The 17895-nt window shown below is 68.6% G+C and carries 15 protein-coding genes; 11 read left to right on the forward strand and 4 right to left on the reverse strand.

All coding sequences use genetic code 11. From position 1 onward, the window contains the following. Positions 1 to 5: 5 nt before the first annotated feature. From IPK85_05125 to IPK85_05135, 3 genes are read left to right on the forward strand one after another with little or no spacing between them, the layout of a single operon-like run. Entirely contained in the window at positions 6 to 1499 is a 1494-nt protein-coding gene (locus IPK85_05125; protein ID MBK8246763.1) for a family 1 glycosylhydrolase, read from the forward strand. Beyond that, entirely contained in the window at positions 1496 to 2278 is a 783-nt protein-coding gene (locus IPK85_05130) for an HAD hydrolase family protein (GenBank protein ID MBK8246764.1), read from the forward strand. The genes IPK85_05125 and IPK85_05130 overlap by 4 nt, the downstream gene beginning before the upstream one ends. Beyond that, positions 2275 to 3297, forward strand: coding sequence for a glycosyltransferase (locus tag IPK85_05135; GenBank protein ID MBK8246765.1), 1023 nt, complete (start codon positions 2275 to 2277; stop codon positions 3295 to 3297). The genes IPK85_05130 and IPK85_05135 overlap by 4 nt, the downstream gene beginning before the upstream one ends. Before the next feature lie 177 nt (positions 3298 to 3474). Here IPK85_05135 and IPK85_05140 read toward each other — a convergent pair whose 3' ends face one another. Beyond that, on the reverse strand, positions 3475 to 5049 hold the full coding sequence (locus IPK85_05140; GenBank protein MBK8246766.1) for a thiol-activated cytolysin family protein: 1575 nt from the start codon (positions 5047 to 5049) through the stop codon (positions 3475 to 3477). A gap of 223 nt (positions 5050 to 5272) precedes the next feature. Here IPK85_05140 and IPK85_05145 point away from each other — a divergent pair, with 223 nt between their 5' ends. The 4 genes from IPK85_05145 to IPK85_05160 all read left to right on the forward strand — a co-directional run bounded on the left by IPK85_05145 (position 5273) and on the right by IPK85_05160 (position 9075). Next, on the forward strand, positions 5273 to 5845 hold the full coding sequence (locus tag IPK85_05145; GenBank protein MBK8246767.1) for a sigma-70 family RNA polymerase sigma factor: 573 nt from the start codon (positions 5273 to 5275) through the stop codon (positions 5843 to 5845). A gap of 274 nt (positions 5846 to 6119) precedes the next feature. Beyond that, positions 6120 to 6737, forward strand: a complete 618-nt coding sequence (locus tag IPK85_05150) for a serine/threonine protein kinase (protein ID MBK8246768.1) — start codon at positions 6120 to 6122, stop codon at positions 6735 to 6737. Then, positions 6734 to 8473, forward strand: coding sequence for a tetratricopeptide repeat protein (locus tag IPK85_05155; GenBank protein ID MBK8246769.1), 1740 nt, complete (start codon positions 6734 to 6736; stop codon positions 8471 to 8473). Before IPK85_05150 ends, IPK85_05155 begins: the two co-directional genes overlap by 4 nt. 176 nt (positions 8474 to 8649) lie before the next feature. Next, entirely contained in the window at positions 8650 to 9075 is a 426-nt protein-coding gene (locus tag IPK85_05160; GenBank protein MBK8246770.1) for a hypothetical protein, read from the forward strand. Between the two features lie 70 nt (positions 9076 to 9145). Here the strand turns inward: IPK85_05160 and IPK85_05165 are convergent, their stop codons facing one another. Beyond that, a complete protein-coding gene (locus tag IPK85_05165; GenBank protein MBK8246771.1) occupies positions 9146 to 10189 on the reverse strand; it encodes a hypothetical protein in 1044 nt (347 codons plus the stop codon). A gap of 205 nt (positions 10190 to 10394) precedes the next feature. Next, on the reverse strand, positions 10395 to 12488 hold the full coding sequence (locus IPK85_05170; GenBank protein MBK8246772.1) for a hypothetical protein: 2094 nt from the start codon (positions 12486 to 12488) through the stop codon (positions 10395 to 10397). A gap of 154 nt (positions 12489 to 12642) precedes the next feature. Between IPK85_05170 and IPK85_05175 the strand changes: the two genes are divergently transcribed. The 4 genes from IPK85_05175 (at position 12643) to IPK85_05190 (ending at position 17204) form a co-directional block, all read left to right on the forward strand. After that, the gene (locus IPK85_05175) at positions 12643 to 13941 is read left to right on the forward strand and encodes a hypothetical protein (GenBank protein MBK8246773.1); all 1299 of its coding nucleotides are present in this window, start codon (positions 12643 to 12645) and stop codon (positions 13939 to 13941) included. A gap of 73 nt (positions 13942 to 14014) precedes the next feature. Next, entirely contained in the window at positions 14015 to 14641 is a 627-nt protein-coding gene (locus IPK85_05180; GenBank protein MBK8246774.1) for a protein kinase, read from the forward strand. Continuing rightward, on the forward strand, positions 14590 to 16737 hold the full coding sequence (locus IPK85_05185; protein MBK8246775.1) for a tetratricopeptide repeat protein: 2148 nt from the start codon (positions 14590 to 14592) through the stop codon (positions 16735 to 16737). The genes IPK85_05180 and IPK85_05185 overlap by 52 nt, the downstream gene beginning before the upstream one ends. Positions 16738 to 16814: 77 nt before the next feature. Next, positions 16815 to 17204, forward strand: coding sequence for a hypothetical protein (locus IPK85_05190; protein ID MBK8246776.1), 390 nt, complete (start codon positions 16815 to 16817; stop codon positions 17202 to 17204). Between the two features lie 37 nt (positions 17205 to 17241). Here IPK85_05190 and IPK85_05195 read toward each other — a convergent pair whose 3' ends face one another. Next, the gene (locus tag IPK85_05195) at positions 17242 to 17793 is read right to left on the reverse strand and encodes a sigma-70 family RNA polymerase sigma factor (GenBank protein MBK8246777.1); all 552 of its coding nucleotides are present in this window, start codon (positions 17791 to 17793) and stop codon (positions 17242 to 17244) included. Between the last annotated feature and the right edge of the window lie 102 nt (positions 17794 to 17895).

Genomic DNA, 17895 nt, shown 5'->3' on the forward strand with positions numbered 1-17895 from the left:
CCTTCATGCATCGAGACCCGGCGTCCAGCGCGCCGACACAGGAAGAGCGCGGGAGCGAGCTGCCGACGGATTTTCACTGGGGCGTCTCCACCTCGGCGTACCAGATCGAGGGTGCCCACGACGCGGATGGGCGCGGTCCATCGATCTGGGACACGTTTGCCGGCCAGCCGGGCGCGATCGAACGTGGGGAGGACGGTCGACACGCGTGCGACCATTACCACCGCTGGCAGGACGACATCAGGCTCATGCGTGAATTGGGGCTATCGAGTTACCGGTTCTCCGTCGCGTGGCCGCGCATCCAGCCAACGGGGCGCGGCGCGGCGAACGCCGCAGGCCTCGCCTTTTATGACCGGCTGGTCGATGGCTTGTGCGAAGCAGGCATTCGCCCGTTTGGGACACTGTACCACTGGGACCTCCCCCAGGCGTTGGAGGATCGCGGCGGGTGGCCCCACCGCGACACCGCGGACCGGTTCGCCGACTACGCCGCGTTGGTGGTCGGCGCGCTGGGAGACCGGGTCAAGGATTGGTCGCTCTTCAACGAGCCCTTCATCTTCACGTCGCGCGGATACCTATTCGGGCGATATGCGCCTGGACGCCGCAGCCTGCCCGCTTTCCTCTCGGCCGTGCATGTGGTGACCATGGCCCATGCCCTCGGCTTTCGGGCCGCCAAGGGTGCCCGAAGCGACGTGCGCGTGGGCTCGACCTTTGCCCTGGCCCCCTGCGAACCGGCGACCAACACGCCGGACGACCGGTGGGCAGCAAGCTACGCGGACGCCCTCTTCAACCACCTCTTCCTTCAGCCCCTGCTCAACGGCCAGTACCCACGCGCCTTTCTCGAGAGCATTCCGGCTGCCGCATTGCACGCCAGATCAGGCGATGACGCATTGATGCGTACCCCGCTCGACTTCATCGGCGTCAACTGCTACTACCGGCTCGTGGTGAGTGCGGGAGGCCATAACCGTCCCGACCTGCCCTACTTCCTCTTTGATATCCGATCCGACACACGCAGCGCCGGCGGTCACGCCGACTTCAGCACGGCGCCGGGACAGGTCGCGCCCATCGAGAGCGCCTTCGGTCGCAGCGAAGGGAACCGCACGGCGATGGGATGGGAAGTGTGGCCCAAGGCACTCTACGACGTGCTGATGGAGCTCACCCGGCTCTACGGCCGCATCCCGCTGGAGGTGTGCGAAAGCGGCTGCGCCTTTGACGAAACGCCGGACCCCGACGGTCGCATCCGGGACCAGGCACGCATTGCTTATCACCAGAGCCACGTCGAGTCGGTGCGACGGGCACACCAGGACGGGGCAGACGTCCGGAGCTATCACGTATGGAGCCTCTACGACAACTTCGAATGGGCGTCGGGTTATCGGCCGCGGTTCGGCCTCATCCACGTCGACTTCGCCACGCAGCGTCGGACCTGGAAGGACTCGGCCTTCTGGTTCCAGCGGTTGTGTCGGGCCGCGCGGCGCGCGGCGACGAACCAACAGGCGGCATCGTGACGCGCGTCGTGCTGTTTTCCGACGTCGACGGCACCCTGCTGGATGCCGCCGGGAAATACGCGATGGGCCCGCTCGCGCTGGAGCCATACCTGCCCGCCCTGCAGATCGTGCTCGCCTCGAGCCGGACGGTCGGCGAACTCGTCCCGGTACAGCGCGACCTTGGCATTACCGGGCCAGTGGTGGCAGAAAATGGTGCCGTCGTGGCCTGCCCCGCTGTGAGCGGGGGCAACCTCATCGGTGAGCCGGCGACGTACGACGGCGAGGGATGGATTGTGGTGCGGTTGGGCGTTCCCGCTGACAGCCTCCGTCGGCAGCTGATTGACGCCGCGCTGCGCACCAAGGTATCGATGGTGGAGCAGGACACGGTGTCCCCCGGCCTCGACCGTCGCTGTTCCGTCCTGTTTCGTCCAGCGCCGGGCGCCCCCGTGACCTCCCTGGCCCCGCTCGTGGCGGACCTGCGGGCGCAGGGCCTGACGGTTGCGTCGGGAGGCTCCTGGCAGGCGCTCACGGGCAATGCGGACAAGGGCAGCGGCGCGGCGGCGCTCCTGCATCACCTCGGGGGCGAGACGCCGCCCGCGGTCGCCGCCGTCGGCGATGAGGACAACGATGTGCCCCTGCTGCGAGCCGTTGGTCGAGGGTTCGTGATTCGTCGTCCCGACGGCACCTGGCACCCGGAGCTTGCCGCCTTGCCGGGCGTCACTCGACTGGGCGCCCGTGGCATCCGGGGGTGGCGTACCGTGGTTCGCGTGCTGGGGCGGGAGGCGACCACACCACGATGAAGCCCACGCGCCCTCGCTGGACCATCAGCGTCCTCACGATTCCCGAACGGGAGTCGTACCTCCAGACGCTCCTCGCCTCCATCGCTGCGCTCCCCGGCGCGGCCGGGCTTGTCGTCGACGTGATCTACAACCGGGATACCCGCGAGGCACCAGCTGACGTCGAGGAACGGGTGCGCGGCCTCGTGACGGGATTGCAGCTCAACGTCTACTTCAACCCGGCCAACCCGACCATTGGCGCCGCGCGGATCCAGCAGCTCAATCACTGCAAGACGCCGCTGGTGGCCTTTGTGGATGACGACCTCTCCCTGCACGGCGACGTCCTCGCCTCCGTGGAAGAGGAGCTCCGCCGCCTGCCCGTGGCTGGCGTGGGACTCCGTTCCTACGTTGAGGACACCGACCAGTTGTTCAAGCCACGGGCGTCGACGCCCAGCGTGGACGCGCACGGCATGCGGTTCATGCCCGTGCAGGGGATGCTGGTGGCCGGCTACCGACGGCTGTTCCTGGACGTTGGGGGGTTCAACCCCCGGCGGGAATTCTGGGGCGAGTGGACGGAGTTGAACTTGCGCCTCTGGCGCTCAGGGTTCCCGACCGGCTACGCCATGTCCGGCGCATTCCTCAGGCACTGGGAGCGAGCCCCCGCTTCACCGACGCGCAGCATGGTTGGCCGGGAGGAGAACGTGCTCTGGGGCCTGATGTGCACCGCGCTCGAGTATGACGCGATCGAGGAAGGACCGGAGACCACGCCCTTCTGGGACCTGGTCGAGTCCCGGTACATCGCCTACTCGTTCGGCGCAGATGTCAGGATTCGGGATGTCCTGCGCACCGCCTTGCGCCTGACACCGCGGATGAGCGCGATGTACCCCCAGATCGCGGCCTTCCGGGATACCGTGCGCCAGCATCCGTTCGACTTCAAGCCGTTCCACGCCTTCACCACAGAAGAAGTCGCTGCCGTCCTGGCTCACGCCGCAGCGAGGATTGGCCCCTACCGTGCCGATGCCTGGGGCGGATCCAGCGACTGACATCAACAGCACCCGAGGCGCAACACTCACAGAGAGCGTTTCCACAGGTGTCGGCACCCCGCGCCGGTTCTCGCGACACCGCGCGCCCGGAGTTCATTTCGCGACCCGGCATAACGCCACACGGGGATGGTGCCTCCCGCACCACCCCCGTGGGTACCAGAGCGCGCGTGGTCCGCGCTACAGGTAGTTCGCGCGTTTGGTTACCCGGTAGGTGAACTTCCCCGTGGCCCCGAGGGCGTTGACCGTCGGCGTGAAGGTCACGGTGCTGCCGTCCCCGATCGACTTCATGTTGTTCAGGTTTCCGTTCACCGCGCCGGGATAGCCGAATGGCATACAGCCGGCCACTTCCGCGAATTCGGAGCAGAGGTTGAAGCTCTGTCCCGGCGCGATGGTCCGGGTGCGGGTGACATTGAAGTTCTGGGGGCCCGTCGTGGGTCCGAACACCCCAACCTGCATGAAGCTCGCATCCACCCGGGCGATAAACGCACATGCCAGGCAGAACCCCGAGGCCCGCTCCACGCGCGTCAGGTTCACGTTCACTGTATAGCTCCCCGGCGCGCGGCACCCCGTTCGCTGGTCGTACGCCACGTTGTTGTGGATCGTGGCTACCTGCCGCCCCTTCAAGGTCTTCACCGTAAAGGCGATCGGGACCGCGGTAGTCGCCTCGGCGGGCACGAAGAACTTGCTCCAGTCAAGCGAGGCGATGGCGGCCGTCGCGGCCGATTGCGGGCCACCGAACGGCAGGATCTGGTAGTTCGCCGTGGACAGCAGGCTGCGCTGTCGTTGGGTGAGGGTCGCGCCGCCGCGGAAGGCTCCGCCCGCCACGTTCATCGCGGCCTTCAGTTCATTGACATCGATCACGTCGGTCGACCGCGCCGAGAAGAACAGCGCCCGGCCGTAGGTGATCGACTCGATGTACAGGGGAATGTTGTCCGGCCCGAACTTGCCACTCGCCACCAGTGCCTGGAGATCGGCCTCCCGAACCGACGCAGCAAAGAAGTCCGACCCCTTCGGCAACAGGTCCTCGGCCACGTTGATCGTGTACATCTCCTGCACGAACTTCACCACCACCGAGTTGGTCTTCACGCTCCGCGTGTTGCTGGAGTTGATGTTCCCACTCGCGTCGATCCCCTTGAGCGGGTTGCTGTAGCCGGCGGAGACGCCGACCGCTGTCATGGATTGATCGAACGTGTTCGCCTCGGTCAGCTCGAAGACCATGTTGGCCGGGATGACGTCCTTCACCCCTTGCTCGGTCGCGCCACGACGCTGCAGGTCCGCGATGGCCTGCGCCATGGTCACGCTGTTCACGTCCTTCACCTCGATCGACTGATTGCCGAGCGGGAGGGAGATGCGGAGCGTCATCGGAGCCCGCGCCAGCGAGGTGATCACCGCTGGACTCCCGCCGCGCAGTGTCTTCCCCTCGATCAGCGCCCCGGGATAGAGGTTGCTCAGGTTGCTCCCCGCCGACAACACGCGGTTGAATGGCTTGACCGTATTCAGGTTGGAGACGTCGCACTTGTAGTCCATGAAGTCGCTCCCCAGGGCTTCCCGCAGGAACACCGCCGGACGGGCGACCGGTGCCCGTTGGGACGGCATGTTGTCGACCCACTCGGGGAGGGCGGTAATGATGGACTCGATCTTCGCCGCGTCGGGCGACTTGGGGATGCCCCCGTCGGGGCCGGTGGAATCAGTGCCGCACGCGGCGAGGACGCTGAGCCCGGCGAGGGCGGTAAGGCGAAGGAGGCGGGTCATGGTGGGGATGGCTGAGGCCTGGGGACGATTTCCTGCTCACCCCAGAGAGCGACGCTCCCGGGCCGACTCCCTCATTTCGCGGCGATGAGGGGATCACGCCGCGGATGTCGCTCTATGAAGTGACATGTTGACCCTTCCTCGTTGGCCGGCACCGGGTGCGGAGGCGCGCCCCAGCGCGTACCTTGCGACGTTGCTGCTTGCCCAACGTCGACGCGATCGATTGATGTCCGAAGGGAACACCGTCACGCGTGTGCTCCGCGCCTGGCAGGTCGGCGATGAGGTGGACCTCGATCGCCTCATGCCCATGGTGTACGAGGAACTGCGTGCCCTTGCATCGCGGCAGATGCAGGGCGAGCGGGTCGGCCACACGCTCCAGCCGACCGCCGTGGTTCACGAAGCTTTCCTGCGGCTGTCCGGCACCGACATCCAGTGGAACGATCGCGTGCACTTTTTCGCCGTCGTCGCGGCCACGATGCGGCGGGTCCTTGTGGACCATGCCAAGTCGCGTCGACGCGACAAGCGCGGTGGTGGCGCTGCGCACGTGTCACTCGACGAGGCGCTGCACGTCGTGGACGGGGCCGTGAGCGACGTCATCGGACTGGACGAGGCCCTGACACGGCTCGCCGTCCACGAGCCCAGGAAGGCACGCGTCGTGGAGCTGCATTACTTCGGGGGGCTCAACTACGACGAGATCGCATCGACGCTCGAGCTCTCTGCAGCCACCGTGGACCGTGACCTGCGCTTCGCCAAGGCGTGGCTTCGTACCGAACTGCGTCCGCCGGAGGACCCCACGTGACCGAAGCACAGGGAGACGACCGGAGCGCGTGGGTCGCCCTGGAGGCGGCCTTTGCCGAGCTGGCTGACCTGCCGGTCGACGAGCAGGCACAGCGGCTCGCGGCGCTCGATCTCCCGCCAGAGTTGATGGCCCGACTGCGGGCCCTCCTCGACGCTGATCGCACGTCGCACGACGTCATCGGGTCGGCGATCGCGGCGGTCGTCTCGGCACCCTCGGGTCCCCACCCACCGAAGTCGGCCCATGGCGCCTGCTTCGCTCACTTGGCGTCGGTGGCATGGGGACCGTCTACCTCGCCGAACGCGCAGATGAGGCATATCAGGCGCAGGTCGCCATCAAGTTCCTGCGCGGTACGCTGGCGACTCCGGATCTCGAGCGGCGCTTCCGCGCCGAGCGCCAGTTCCTCGCCACGCTCGACCACCCGGGCATCGCGCGCCTCATCGATGGCGGCACCGCCCCGGACGGCACGCCGTACTTTGTCATGGAGTATGTCGACGGCGAGCCGCTCGACACCTGGTGCGACGCCCACCATCTGGACGTGCGCGCCCGCGTCGCGCTGGTGCAGCGGATCTGCGACGCGGTGCAGCATGCGCACCAGGGGTTCGTCGTCCATCGCGACCTCAAGCCGGCCAACATCCTTGTCACCGCTGACGGCTCGCCCAAGCTTCTCGACTTCGGCATCGCCCGGCTGGTGGACGACTCGCGGGAGGGGCGCGACCTCACCTTCTACCAGGCGATGACCCCGTCCTACGCGAGCCCGGAACAGCTGCGCGGCGGGGTCATCACCACCGCGTCCGATGTCTGGTCGCTCGGCGTCATCCTGTTTCGCCTGCTGGCCGGTGTTCCCCGCACGACCTCGACGGCCTCTCGGCGGCCGAGGTCGAACGGCGGGTGACCACGATCCCCGCTCCCCTGCCCTCTCAACGGGCCCCGGCCACGCGTTCGCGTGAGCTCCGGGGCGAGCTGGACACCATCGTGCGCAAGGCGTTGCAGGTGGACGCCGCTCAGCGGTATCGCACGGCCGCCGACTTCGCCGAGGACCTGCGACGATGGCTAGCCCGCGAACCCATCCTCGCACGGCGCCCGACGGCTGCATATCGCACTTGGTCGTTTGTCCGGCGTCACCCGCTGGGGGTTGGCGCCTCGGTGGCGGCGGTCCTCGCCCTCGCCGCGCTCACCGCCACCTCCCTGGTGCAGGCCGGCCGCGCCCGCGACGCCGCCGAACGCGCTGCGGCCGGCCAACGCACCGCCGAACAGGCGACCAACGAATTGGTGGAGCTGCTCAATCTCGCCGACCCCAACATCAGTGGCGGGGAGACGATCACGGCACGGGGTATGCTCGATCGCGGCGCCACGCGCATTCTCACCGGGCAAACCACAGATCCCGACGTGCGCGTCTCCCTGGCGATCGCGCTCGCGGCGGTCTACCGGAACCTGGCCGCCTACGACTCGGCCGGACCGCTCCTCGATACCGCACTCGCCATCCGCACGCGCACCCACGGCCCTGCCTCGTCAGCCTACGCGCAGGTCCTGCACGAGTACTCCACGCTCCAGTATGCCCTCGGGAACTACGATTCGACCGCGGCGCTCGAACGTCGCGTTCTCGATATCCAGCGCGTGGCTGCCCCCGGGGACAACGCCGTCACCGAGGCCGCGCTGGAAGGACTCGGGACCGCCCTCGATGAGACGGGCGAATACGTGGAGGCGGAACAACACCTGCGGGCCGCCCTCGCGATGGCGCGCGTCGTTCATGGCGACAGCGCCATGGAGGTGGCGAACGACCTCCTCTCCCTGGCCGCCGTGCTCCGCGCACAGGCACGGTACGATGACGCGGTCCCCTTGCTGGAGGAGTCCGTCGTGGTGGCCACCCAGGTACGCGGACGTCGCAACCTCGACGTCGCGAACGCGCTGAATCATCTCGCGCGGACGCACTCGCTGGCTGGGCGGCATGAAGCGGCCATTCCGATCGTCAAAGAGGCGATCGACATCCAGGCAACGGTCCATGGGAAGCCGCATCCCGAGACGGCGGCATCCCTCGGCAACCTCGCCGGGATCCTGGCGAACCTCGCGCGGCTCGACGAATCACGCGTCGTTCGGCTGCAATCGCATGAGATGCTGATGGCGTACTTCGGTCGCAGCCACCCGTACATCGGGGCGTCGTTCACGGCGATCGGTGATCTCGCCTTCCGCCAACAGGACTGGCAAGGAGCCCTCGCGGCGTATCGTGAGGCGAGGGTCATCCAGGAAGCCACCCTCCCGCCAAACAATCCGCAGCGCGGCACGGCATTGACCGGAATCGGCCGCTCCTTGCTGGCGTTGGGCCGTGCGAGCGAAGCCGAAGCGCCCTTGCGCGCGGCCTATCGCGTGCGCGCGGCGGGGCTGCCCAAGGGACACTGGCACATTGCCGCGTCGGCGCTCCCGCTCGGGGAGTGCCTTCTCGCGCTCCGACGGCCGGCCCAGGCCGAACCGCTCCTGCGCGAAGCCGCGCAACTGCTCGAGGCGACGTTCACCGTGGCCGATGGGCGTGCGCGGCAGGCGCGGGTGGCCCTGACGAATGCGTTGCGCGCCCTGGGGCGCACGGCATCGGCGGACTCGGTGGCGGCGATCCGGGACTCCACGGACACGCGTTAGGTTCGTCAGGGTCGGGGTCGGTACGTCCCATCAGGGAACGGCGGCTCCCAGGCGGCAGGTCCGCGCACGAGGCGCCAACGCCTGGCAAGCGCCAGCGACCTGACCGCAGGCGTCCGCATGATGCGATTGACCCACGTCTGTCGCTCTGGAAGGAGAACCCACTTCCGGAGCATGCCGTGCGTCGTTCCCTGAAACTTCTCGTTGTGTCCATCGGACTCGTGCAGGGGTGTGGCACAGCACCCGTGGAACCCGGTGCTACGCCTACCCCGCCACCGGCCATTGAGCAGCGTCCCACGACGAGTGCACCAAACGTCCCCGCGGGATTCAAGGTGACCTGTCTCTCCGATCCGAATGCCGCGACGGCGTCGCCAACCTGCCCGGTGGTGGTGTGGGGGACGAAGGTCTACTGGGCCTACACGGCGCTGGATAACAGCACTAACATGCGCATGGTGGCGTACCAGGGAACAAGTGAGGTGGGTACTCTGGACCGATCGGGAGCGCGCTACCTGTACCGCATGTCGGTCAACGCGACGGATTCGACGGTGACCATTGTCGGACAGGCCAGCAACACGATTGTGGTCCGTTGGAGCGACCTCCCTTAGGGACGGTCGCCCGAGCGACATCGCGCGCGGGGCGTCAGTGGCAGTGATCGCAGGTCGTTCGGCGTCGACGTCACGGGGAAGCACGAAGGGTTCGCCACGGCGTCCGACGCAGCAACTTCCCGTCGCCATCGAGCGCCCACACGCGCCAGCGCACGGCGGCACCGGCCCCCGCGATCTTCGCGCCGGGCAGGTCGTAGTTGCGCTGCGCCGCGGGCACGAGGGCACGAAGGACCGAGACGCCCCCGGCGTCCTGGACCTCGACACGATAGAACGAGGCCTGGCGGTCCGCGCTCCACGCAAGGCGAACCTGGGACTCAGTGGACACCACCGCGCCATCGCGAGGACCGAGCGGCGACAGCCGCGCATGCCGCACGCTCCCGGCTGTGCCATCGCCGGCCACGACGTACCTTAACACCGGCATCGGGAAGCCCGCGACCGCCCCCGCGTGCGCGACGCCGCGGCCCGCGCCCACGCTGCCGAGGTTGGAATCCCCCTCCCGATCGTCCGTCGCCTCGACGCGCAACAGCACGAGGTACGACCCGTCGGCGCTCGTCGGCAGGCGCGCCGGGTCGGGCCCGGGCAGCGTCACCGTGCCACCCGGTGGCACAAAGACATTGAACCGCTCCACCTGGACGAATCGACGCTGCTGCAACCGCTCCTCCACGGGAAGCGCAGCCTCAGGCAACAAGTCGAATGCCGTCGGCCCCTCCTCACCCGGCAACACGACCTCCCACCGACCGACCAGGCGCCCGGTCCCGTTGTACATGATGCGCGCCGTGAACGGCGGCAGTACCTGACCGGACGGCACAAACTGCACCTCATGGTGTCCATCAAAACGCACGCGGACATCAGTCAACGCGAACGGTGTGCGCGCGCCACCCGCCGACGGCCGACACGTGACTGCGACAAACTCATCGCGGCCACCGCTCACGTTGGCGAAGCGCCGCACATAGTAGAACGACGGCGTCTCGCCGCGACGCGCGTCCTGCCAGGCCCGCCGCGCCACCGACGTCGGGATCGACATGATGTCCGTGAAGGCGGCGGTCCCGCTGGCGCGCGACAGATCGTACCGCGCCGGCAGCTGCCCGAAGATGGTGCCGGGCTTGCAGCGCACCCCACATCCGGCGCCGCGCTGACCAACTCACCACACCAGAATGCTTCCGCCGGTCGCAGCCCGGCGCGCAACCCGCCAAACGTCAGGAAGACGGTCGTCGGGTTCATCATGTTGACGTTGACCCCAGTCGGATTCACGCGCACCTGCGCGGCCAGGCCCGATGCAGCACCCAGCGCCAGCAGGCCGGCTCGAAAAACCACACGCATCAGAACACCCGCAGGTTGAAGCCGGAATTCACCATCCACTGCCGCTGCTGCTGCACCGCGAGCGGGTCGCTCTCCTGGCGCGCGAAGTCCGGGACCCGCGCCGTGGTGCGACCAAAGCGCAGGAACAGCTGCCCGCGGGCCCCGCCACTGGCGTCCTTGAGCACCGTGAGCGGCTGCGTGATCTCCACGCGCTGGTCGGTATTCAGCGTCACGGGCCCGGTGGGAGGGGTCGTGCGCAGCAGGGAGAACGCCACCATGAGCGACGTCGATTGACCGCGACGCAGGTTGGCGTTGAGCGTGGCTCGTCGCGTCGTGCTCCGTTCCGACCGCTCCAGTGATTCCTGAAAGTCGTCGCCGAGGTCGAGCGACACGTCCGCCGCAGAACCGAACGCCGACCCGATCGAGAGCGCGTCAGAACCCGACGCAAAGTCGGCCGCGGCGCGACCTACCTGGCGGTTGTCCTGATGCGCGCGATTGCTCCGCACCCCTACCCGCCACGTGCCAACCTGCCATTGTGCGCCCAGGTCCCGATTGCGCGAGAGCTGGTCCGGCACCTGATCCGGCGTGAAGATGCCACCTTCCGGCACTCCGTCCCCGGCCTGGTGCGTACGGTTCAGCGACCACGACACGGTGGGGAGCCACGCCGCACGTTGCGTGACGCCCAGGAGCTGGGCGAGCGGCGCGGCAAGGCTGGTCGTGCGCACCCGATCGCGCGTGGTCATGAACCCGGGCAGCTCGGTGAGGTTGTCCCGCGAGCGGCTCACCGTCACCTGGCCGTTCAGCGCGCCCAGCGTCAGGGTGAGGTCTCCACCATCCTGCTGACGGTCCGCCTGCACGGGAGCCACCACGCTCCGGTAGAGCGGATCCACGCGTTCATGCCGCATCGTGACCGCCGCCTGAACCGCGCCAATCCCCGGAAGGGTACGTCCTTGCACCGGCGTCAGGCTGGCCTCGACAAAACGTGCAGTGTTTGTCTCGCGCTCCATCGCGACCAGCAGCGTGTCGGCCCCAAGTTGGGAATCGCGGAGCGGATTGACGAACCGTGAGCGGGACACCCCACTCGTCAGGCGCAGTCGCTGTCCCGGCGTGGCCGCGCTGAACTGCAGCGACCCGCCATCGCTCGCCTCGGCGTCAATCACCGCCCCTTGCGTGAAGCCGCCGCGTGGCAGCATGCTCGCGTCCAGCCAGGTCCCGTCGACGCGCAGTGCCCCCGGACGCGTCGGCAGCAGTTCCCGACCTAACGAGACGGCCAGGACGCGATGATCGCCGTTGGAGACCGGGAGCAGCTGGTCCCACCCCACCGTGGACGCGGCCCCCATCGCCGCCATCCCGAGGGTGGTCCCCCCGCGCGTCCAGGCTATCGTCGCCCCGCGCGCACCAAAGCCGTTCACCAGGTGGCGACTCGCCCCGAAGCTCGTGTGTCCCAGGACCACGGTGGTTCCCGCGGTCCGCAGCGAGACGCGATAGTCTGACAAGTCAAGTCGCGGCGCCGCGTCCTGCCGCAGGCCATACCGCAAGGCTTCCTCGCGACGCGAGGCGCCCACCAGGTTGGTCGAACTCTCCAGCGTGAACCCCTCGTGTTCGTGCGTGGTGCCCAGGGAGCCGTTGAACGCGAAATCCTGGTAGCGAGGACGCTCCGGCTCGGGCATGCCGCTGGTGCTGCTGGTCAGCTGTCCCTTGTTGGTCAGGGTGCCCTGCGGTTGCGCCTCGATCCGCCGAAAGCCGCCCGCGGTGAGCACCTTCACGGTGACGCGCTGCAGCTCAATCCATGCGGCCCCCGTCGTGCGGTAGGCCACCACCTCGGTCTGGCCGTGCGGGAGCGGCTCCACGCCGGGGCGATAGCGCAACCCCGTCGGCAGGCGCTCTGCCAGCCCGGTCACGTCCACGCCACCCACCATGAGGACCAGCGCGCCCTCGTCGGGGCGCAACACGCGGTGCAGCCGGATCTCGATCGGGGTGGTGTTCGGCAGGTACCGGCCCGTATCGATGGCGATCTCAACGCGGAGGCTGTCGGCATCGCCCTGGGCCGGCAGGACAACCGGCAGCAGCGACGCGGCGACGAGGCAGAGCGGGCGAGGGAAGTGATGACGCACGGAAGGGGACAGGGACGGCGGGAACTGGCATGGTCTCCCCCACACCATCGGCAAACGGCCGCAACGGGTATCACGGGTTTGATCCCCAACCGGCGAGTTCTCCGATGGTGCAGGTGTTCCCCCTGCATTCGGACCACCCGCCGCCGCGCTGCCCATGTTCACCTGTCCTGCCCCCGCGTCCCGCGTCCTGCTGACCCTCTGTTCCCTCGCGGTGCCGCTCGCGCTCCGGGCACAGACGCGGGCCCCCGTCACGGAAGCGAAGGCGCTGTTTGATGCGCGAACTCCGGCCACGACGACCGCTGGCACCCTCAAGCGCGACCATGCGCGGACCATCACCCAGACCAGCACAATCCTGCGCACGGTCGGCTACCCGGCATCTGATGTGGTGCCGGCCCTCCGCACCGAGTTCACGTCGAGCGCGAGCACCATCTACCAGGCGCTGCGCGTGGCTGGATACGACGCCCGATCCTCCGGCGACGCCATGACGCGCGACGGATTCGTCCTATCGTGCATCGACCCGCAGGGGTACGCGGTACCGTGCGGCGGATTCGGTGGATCTCCCGATACCCCGGTCATGGGCCAACTCACGGTCCATCCGTCGCCGGAGGGTGAGACGGGACAGCAACTCTATATCACCGGATCGAATATCCCGCCGGTGTTCGTGATGCTGGGTGGCGCGATGCTCACCGAGCTGAACGCGAGCAACTCGGCCGTCGTGGTGCGGCTGCCGTCGACGGCGATGACCGGGAACCTCACCATTCGTCGCAAGTCCGATAACGTCTCCGGCACGCTCCAGCAGAACTATCGCGTGGTCGCCCCGCCGCTGAATTGGTCAAACTGGGCACAGCCGGCCGTCACCGGGGCCGTGGAGGACATGAAGCGCTGGCTGCAGGGCGCCCGGGTCCAGTCCGGGTGTGCGATCGAAGGTCCCCTGGCGACGCTCCTCGCGGGGTCGTTCACATCAGCCACCGGATACGCGAACACCGTGCGCACGCGCCTGACCTCGGCCGGCGCTCCCGCCGCCATCGCCGATGCCTGGGACCTCGCCTTCCGGCAGGCGTTCGACGCGTATACGTCGCAGATCATCACGGTCCCGCCGCTGGCACTCTATCCATCATTTGCCGCCGTGATGGCCTCCAAGATCGGCCCAGTCCCCAACGTCCCCATGCCCCTGGGGGCCTTCACCAGCCTCGGTGGTCCCCAGATGCTCGCCCTGGCCCTCGGTGTCCGGGTGAAGAATGCGCTCGCCCCCGTCTCGGTCGATGTCCCGGCCCGTGCGCAGGCGGCTGATGCCTTCGCCACCGCCGTGAGCGGGCACTTCGCCGGGCTCCTGCTGAACTCCCTGGTCGTGAACCTGATGGGCGAGGGTCCGGTCCCGACGTACAAGACCGGGGGGGCGGGCCCCGTGAGCGGTGGCACATGCAAGGGCACGAACATCGTCCTGCTCAAGTGAGTTCCGTCGTGGCACGACCTCGCATCGCTCCCGCGCGCGCGTTACATACAGACGTCCCGGACCCCCATATCGCATGACCGAGGATCCCAGGCATTGGGCGCGCGTCGACGCACTCTTCGCGGAAGCGTTGTCGCTGGAGGCGGGGGAACGCGAGGCCTACCTTGATCGTGCCTGCGGCACCGACGACGCCCTGCGCGGGGAAGTCGTCGCCTTGCTCGCGTCGGTCACGGCCGCGTCGGACCGGATCGGCGACTCCGCCGACGCGCTGTTTGTGCCCTCCGGGCCCCTCGTGGACGCGCCGGACGCGGCGCTCCCCGAAGGCTCCATCGTCGGCCCGTATCGCGTCCGTCGACTCGTCGGCCGCGGTGGGATGGGCAACGTCTACGCGGCCGTCCGCGACGATGGCTCGCTCACCCGCGACGTCGCCCTCAAGGTGGTGCGGCAGGGCGCCGCCTCCCCCGGACTGATCCGTCGCCTGCGGCGCGAGCAGCGGATCCTCGCCGGACTCGAGCACCCCGGCATCGCGCGACTCTACGACGCCGGGATGACGAAGGATGGGACGCCGTACCTCGTCATGGAGTTTGTCGACGGAGTGCGCATCGACACCTGGGTCCGCGACGCGGGCTCGACACCCGGGCCATCCTCGCCGTGTTCGACGACGTCTGCGACGCGGTCGCGTTTGCACACCAGCGTTTCGTGATTCACCGCGACCTCAAGCCGGCCAATATCCTCGTCGACGCGCAGCGCCGCGCCCGGCTCCTGGACTTTGGCATCGCACGCCTCACCGACGACACCGACGAGGAGACCCTCACCCGCCCCGGCCAACTGGTCCTCACCCCGGAATACGCCTCGCCCGAACAGGCGCGCGGCGAGCCGGCGACTGCAGCGATGGACGTCTATGCGTTGGGAGTCCTCCTGCACGAGCTGCTCACCGGGGTGCGGCCCGAGTGGCAGCGGATGGTGATGACGCAGCAGTCCCTGGTTGGTGTCGAGCGGGCCATGCGTGCGCCCAGCGCTGTGGCCGCCGATGCGACGCGAGCGCGTGACCTGCGCGGCGACCTCGACCAGGTGATCCTCACGGCGCTCGCGCCCGATCCGGCGCGACGTTACCCCACGGTCCAGGAGCTGCGCGACGACCTGCGCCGCGTACGGGACGGCTACGCGATTCGCGCCCGCCGTCCTGGTATCGCCGAGCGCACCTGGCGCGCCGCCCGCCGCAACCCGGTCCTCGCCAGCGCATGGTCGGCGGCGATCGTCCTTGGCATCGCCTTCCTCGCGAGTGTCTTCGTCCAGAACGCACGAGTCGGGCGGGAACGCGACCGCGCGACAGCCGCGCGGGATTCAGCAGCCGCTGATCGTGATCGCGCCCTCGCCACCAACCGTGTCCTCTCCTCGCTCTTCGACGCCGCCGATCCCTGGAACACTCGCGACGGCGCCCCGGTGACGCTGGGCGAGGCGCTCGACCGTGGCGTGGCCCGCGTCAACCGGGAGCTGGCCGGTCAACCCGCCGCACGGGCCGTGTTGCTGACCGCCATTGGCAAGGCCTACACAGGGCTTGCGCGCTACGACGATGCCCAGGCGGCCCTGGACACCGCGCGTGCGTTGCAGGCCACCGATCCTGCGTCGACGGCTGACGAACGCGCCGCCACCCTCACGGCCCTCGGCCTCCTCGCCTCAGCGCGCGGACTGACGACGGCGGCGGAGTCCTTGCACACCAGTGCCCTGCAGCTCCGCACAGACGCGATCCCGCGACCGTTGGACTCGGTCGTTGCACCTGCTGCGCCGGCGCCCGATCGCCGATTGGCGATCGCTTTGGTGAACGTGGGCGCGAGTCACATGGACGCGCGACGGTTCGATTCGGCGCGCGTGTACCTCGATTCCGGCATCGCCGTGTTGCGCGCGCAGCGACCCATGGACTCGACCGCGCTGGCCGAGGCCCTCAACAACCGGGCGACGCTCGCCATGCGGGGCAACGACTTTCCCCTGGCCGCGCGCCTGGCCTCCGAAGCCCTCGGCATCAACCGCCTCGTCCTCGGGAACGACCATCCCCGCGTGGCCGGGGAAATGACCAACCTGGCCTTCCTGCTCGATCGCACGGGGCGCAGCGCCGAGGCGGAACCCATGGTCCGCGAGGCGCTGCGCATCCTTGGCGCTCGCGTACCTGCCGGTCACCCAACCATCCGCAGCGCTCGCGTGTTGCTCGGCAATATCCTCTCGCGCACGGGGCAACTCGAGGAAGCATCGGGGCTGATTGCCGACGTTGTGCGGGTCGAGCGCACACTGCCGGAGGCACAAGCGGGATTCTCCGTCACGCTCGACAACTATGCCGGCGTCCTCGAGAAACTCGGGCGACATTCCGACGCCCTGGCGACCTACCGTGAGGCGCTGGAGGTGGCCCGTCAAACATCCGGCCCGGAGAACCCCGGGGTGGCCATCATGCAGGGCAAGGTCGCCGACATGGCCTGCCGGGTGGACGGCCCCTCCGAGGAGGTGCTGCGGTTGTTTGGGGAGTCGAACCTGGGACTGGAACGCATCTTTCCGGAGACACATCCCTTTCGCGTCGGAGGGCGCGGGACGCGGGCGATGTGCCTGCTCCGCGCCGACCGCCGCACCGAAGGTGAGCCCGAGCTGGTGGCGGCGTTCGATGCAGCCCGACGAGGCCCGCCGCAGCTGCACGGCATGGCGCGCCTGTTCGGCAACGACCTCGTGGCCCTGTACACCCGCCTGGGCGACCAGCAAAAGGCCAACGTCGTCCGCGCGCAGGTCGACTCCCTCACCGCCCCAGGCTCCCGCTGAGCAACGCCGAGGGACCGATGATACGCCGCAGTCCCGAAATCCGATGGTGAGAGTGTCCCTTCATCGGATCCTCTCTCATGCGCATCTCGAAGCTCGGCCTGATCGGCGCCATCGGTGGCGCCGTCCTCACCACCATCGCTGCTGCCAGCCCGCGCGGATTCGCGGCAGTCGCCGAGACCTACTACGGCTGCCTGCCCAACTACACGTTCCAGGTGAGCGGCACCAATGCGCGCTGCTACAAGCCGGGAACTACCACCACCGCGGACATCATCTGTGGAATCGGCGCGGTCAAGGCGCTGGACCAGTTCAACGGGGGAAAGGACGGCTGCCAGCTGAAGACCAACAACCTGCTCACCAACTACACCTGCCCGACGGGCTACGCGCAGAAGGTGCAGCCTGGCCCGGACATGTGCACGAAAGCAGGTACCCCATCGATCCTGGCGCCATCAGTAGCAAAGAGTCTTTAGGCGATGCCGCGCGGGGCGGGAACCCTCCCGCCCCCGTTCAGGCCGTCCCCTCGGTCATGAAGCGATACAACCAGGCGCGGGCCCGGGCCCAGTCCCGCTTGACCGTGGGGACGGAGAGCCCGACGACGGGGGCGATCTCCTCGTAGCCCAGCCCGGCAAAGAACCGGAGTTGCACCAGCTGCCCGAGCCTGGCGTCGTGCTGTTCCAGCCGTACCAGCGCCTCCTCGATCGCCAGCAGGTCCTCCGCGCGATCCACCGCCGGCAGCGCCCCTTCATCCAGCGAGACCGCGCGTGCACCACCGCCCCGCTTCTCGGCCACGCGCGCCCGCGCATGGTCCACCAGGACGTACCGCATCGCGCGGGCCGCCAGGGCCATGAAGTGCGCCCGATCGTTCCACACCGCCGCATTCCCCTCGCTCAGGCGCAGGTAGGCTTCGTGAACGATGGCGGTGGTGTTGAGCGTCTCGGACGCCCCCTGCCGCGCCCGCTGGTCATGCGCGAGGCGCCGCAGCTGGTCGTAAACCTGGGCGTACAGTTCGCCGATCGGCGAGGCGGGAGGTTCCGACGACACGACATATATAGGGGCCATGGACAGCGGCACGCGCAACCCCCCTACGGCGCGCGGCATGGCGTGGCACCGGCGCGCGCGAGGTCGTGCCGCGTCCTGTCGCGCACGACCCCGGTCACGTCG

Source organism: Gemmatimonadota bacterium (genome assembly GCA_016712265.1).
Taxonomy (GTDB): domain Bacteria; phylum Gemmatimonadota; class Gemmatimonadetes; order Gemmatimonadales; family Gemmatimonadaceae; genus RBC101.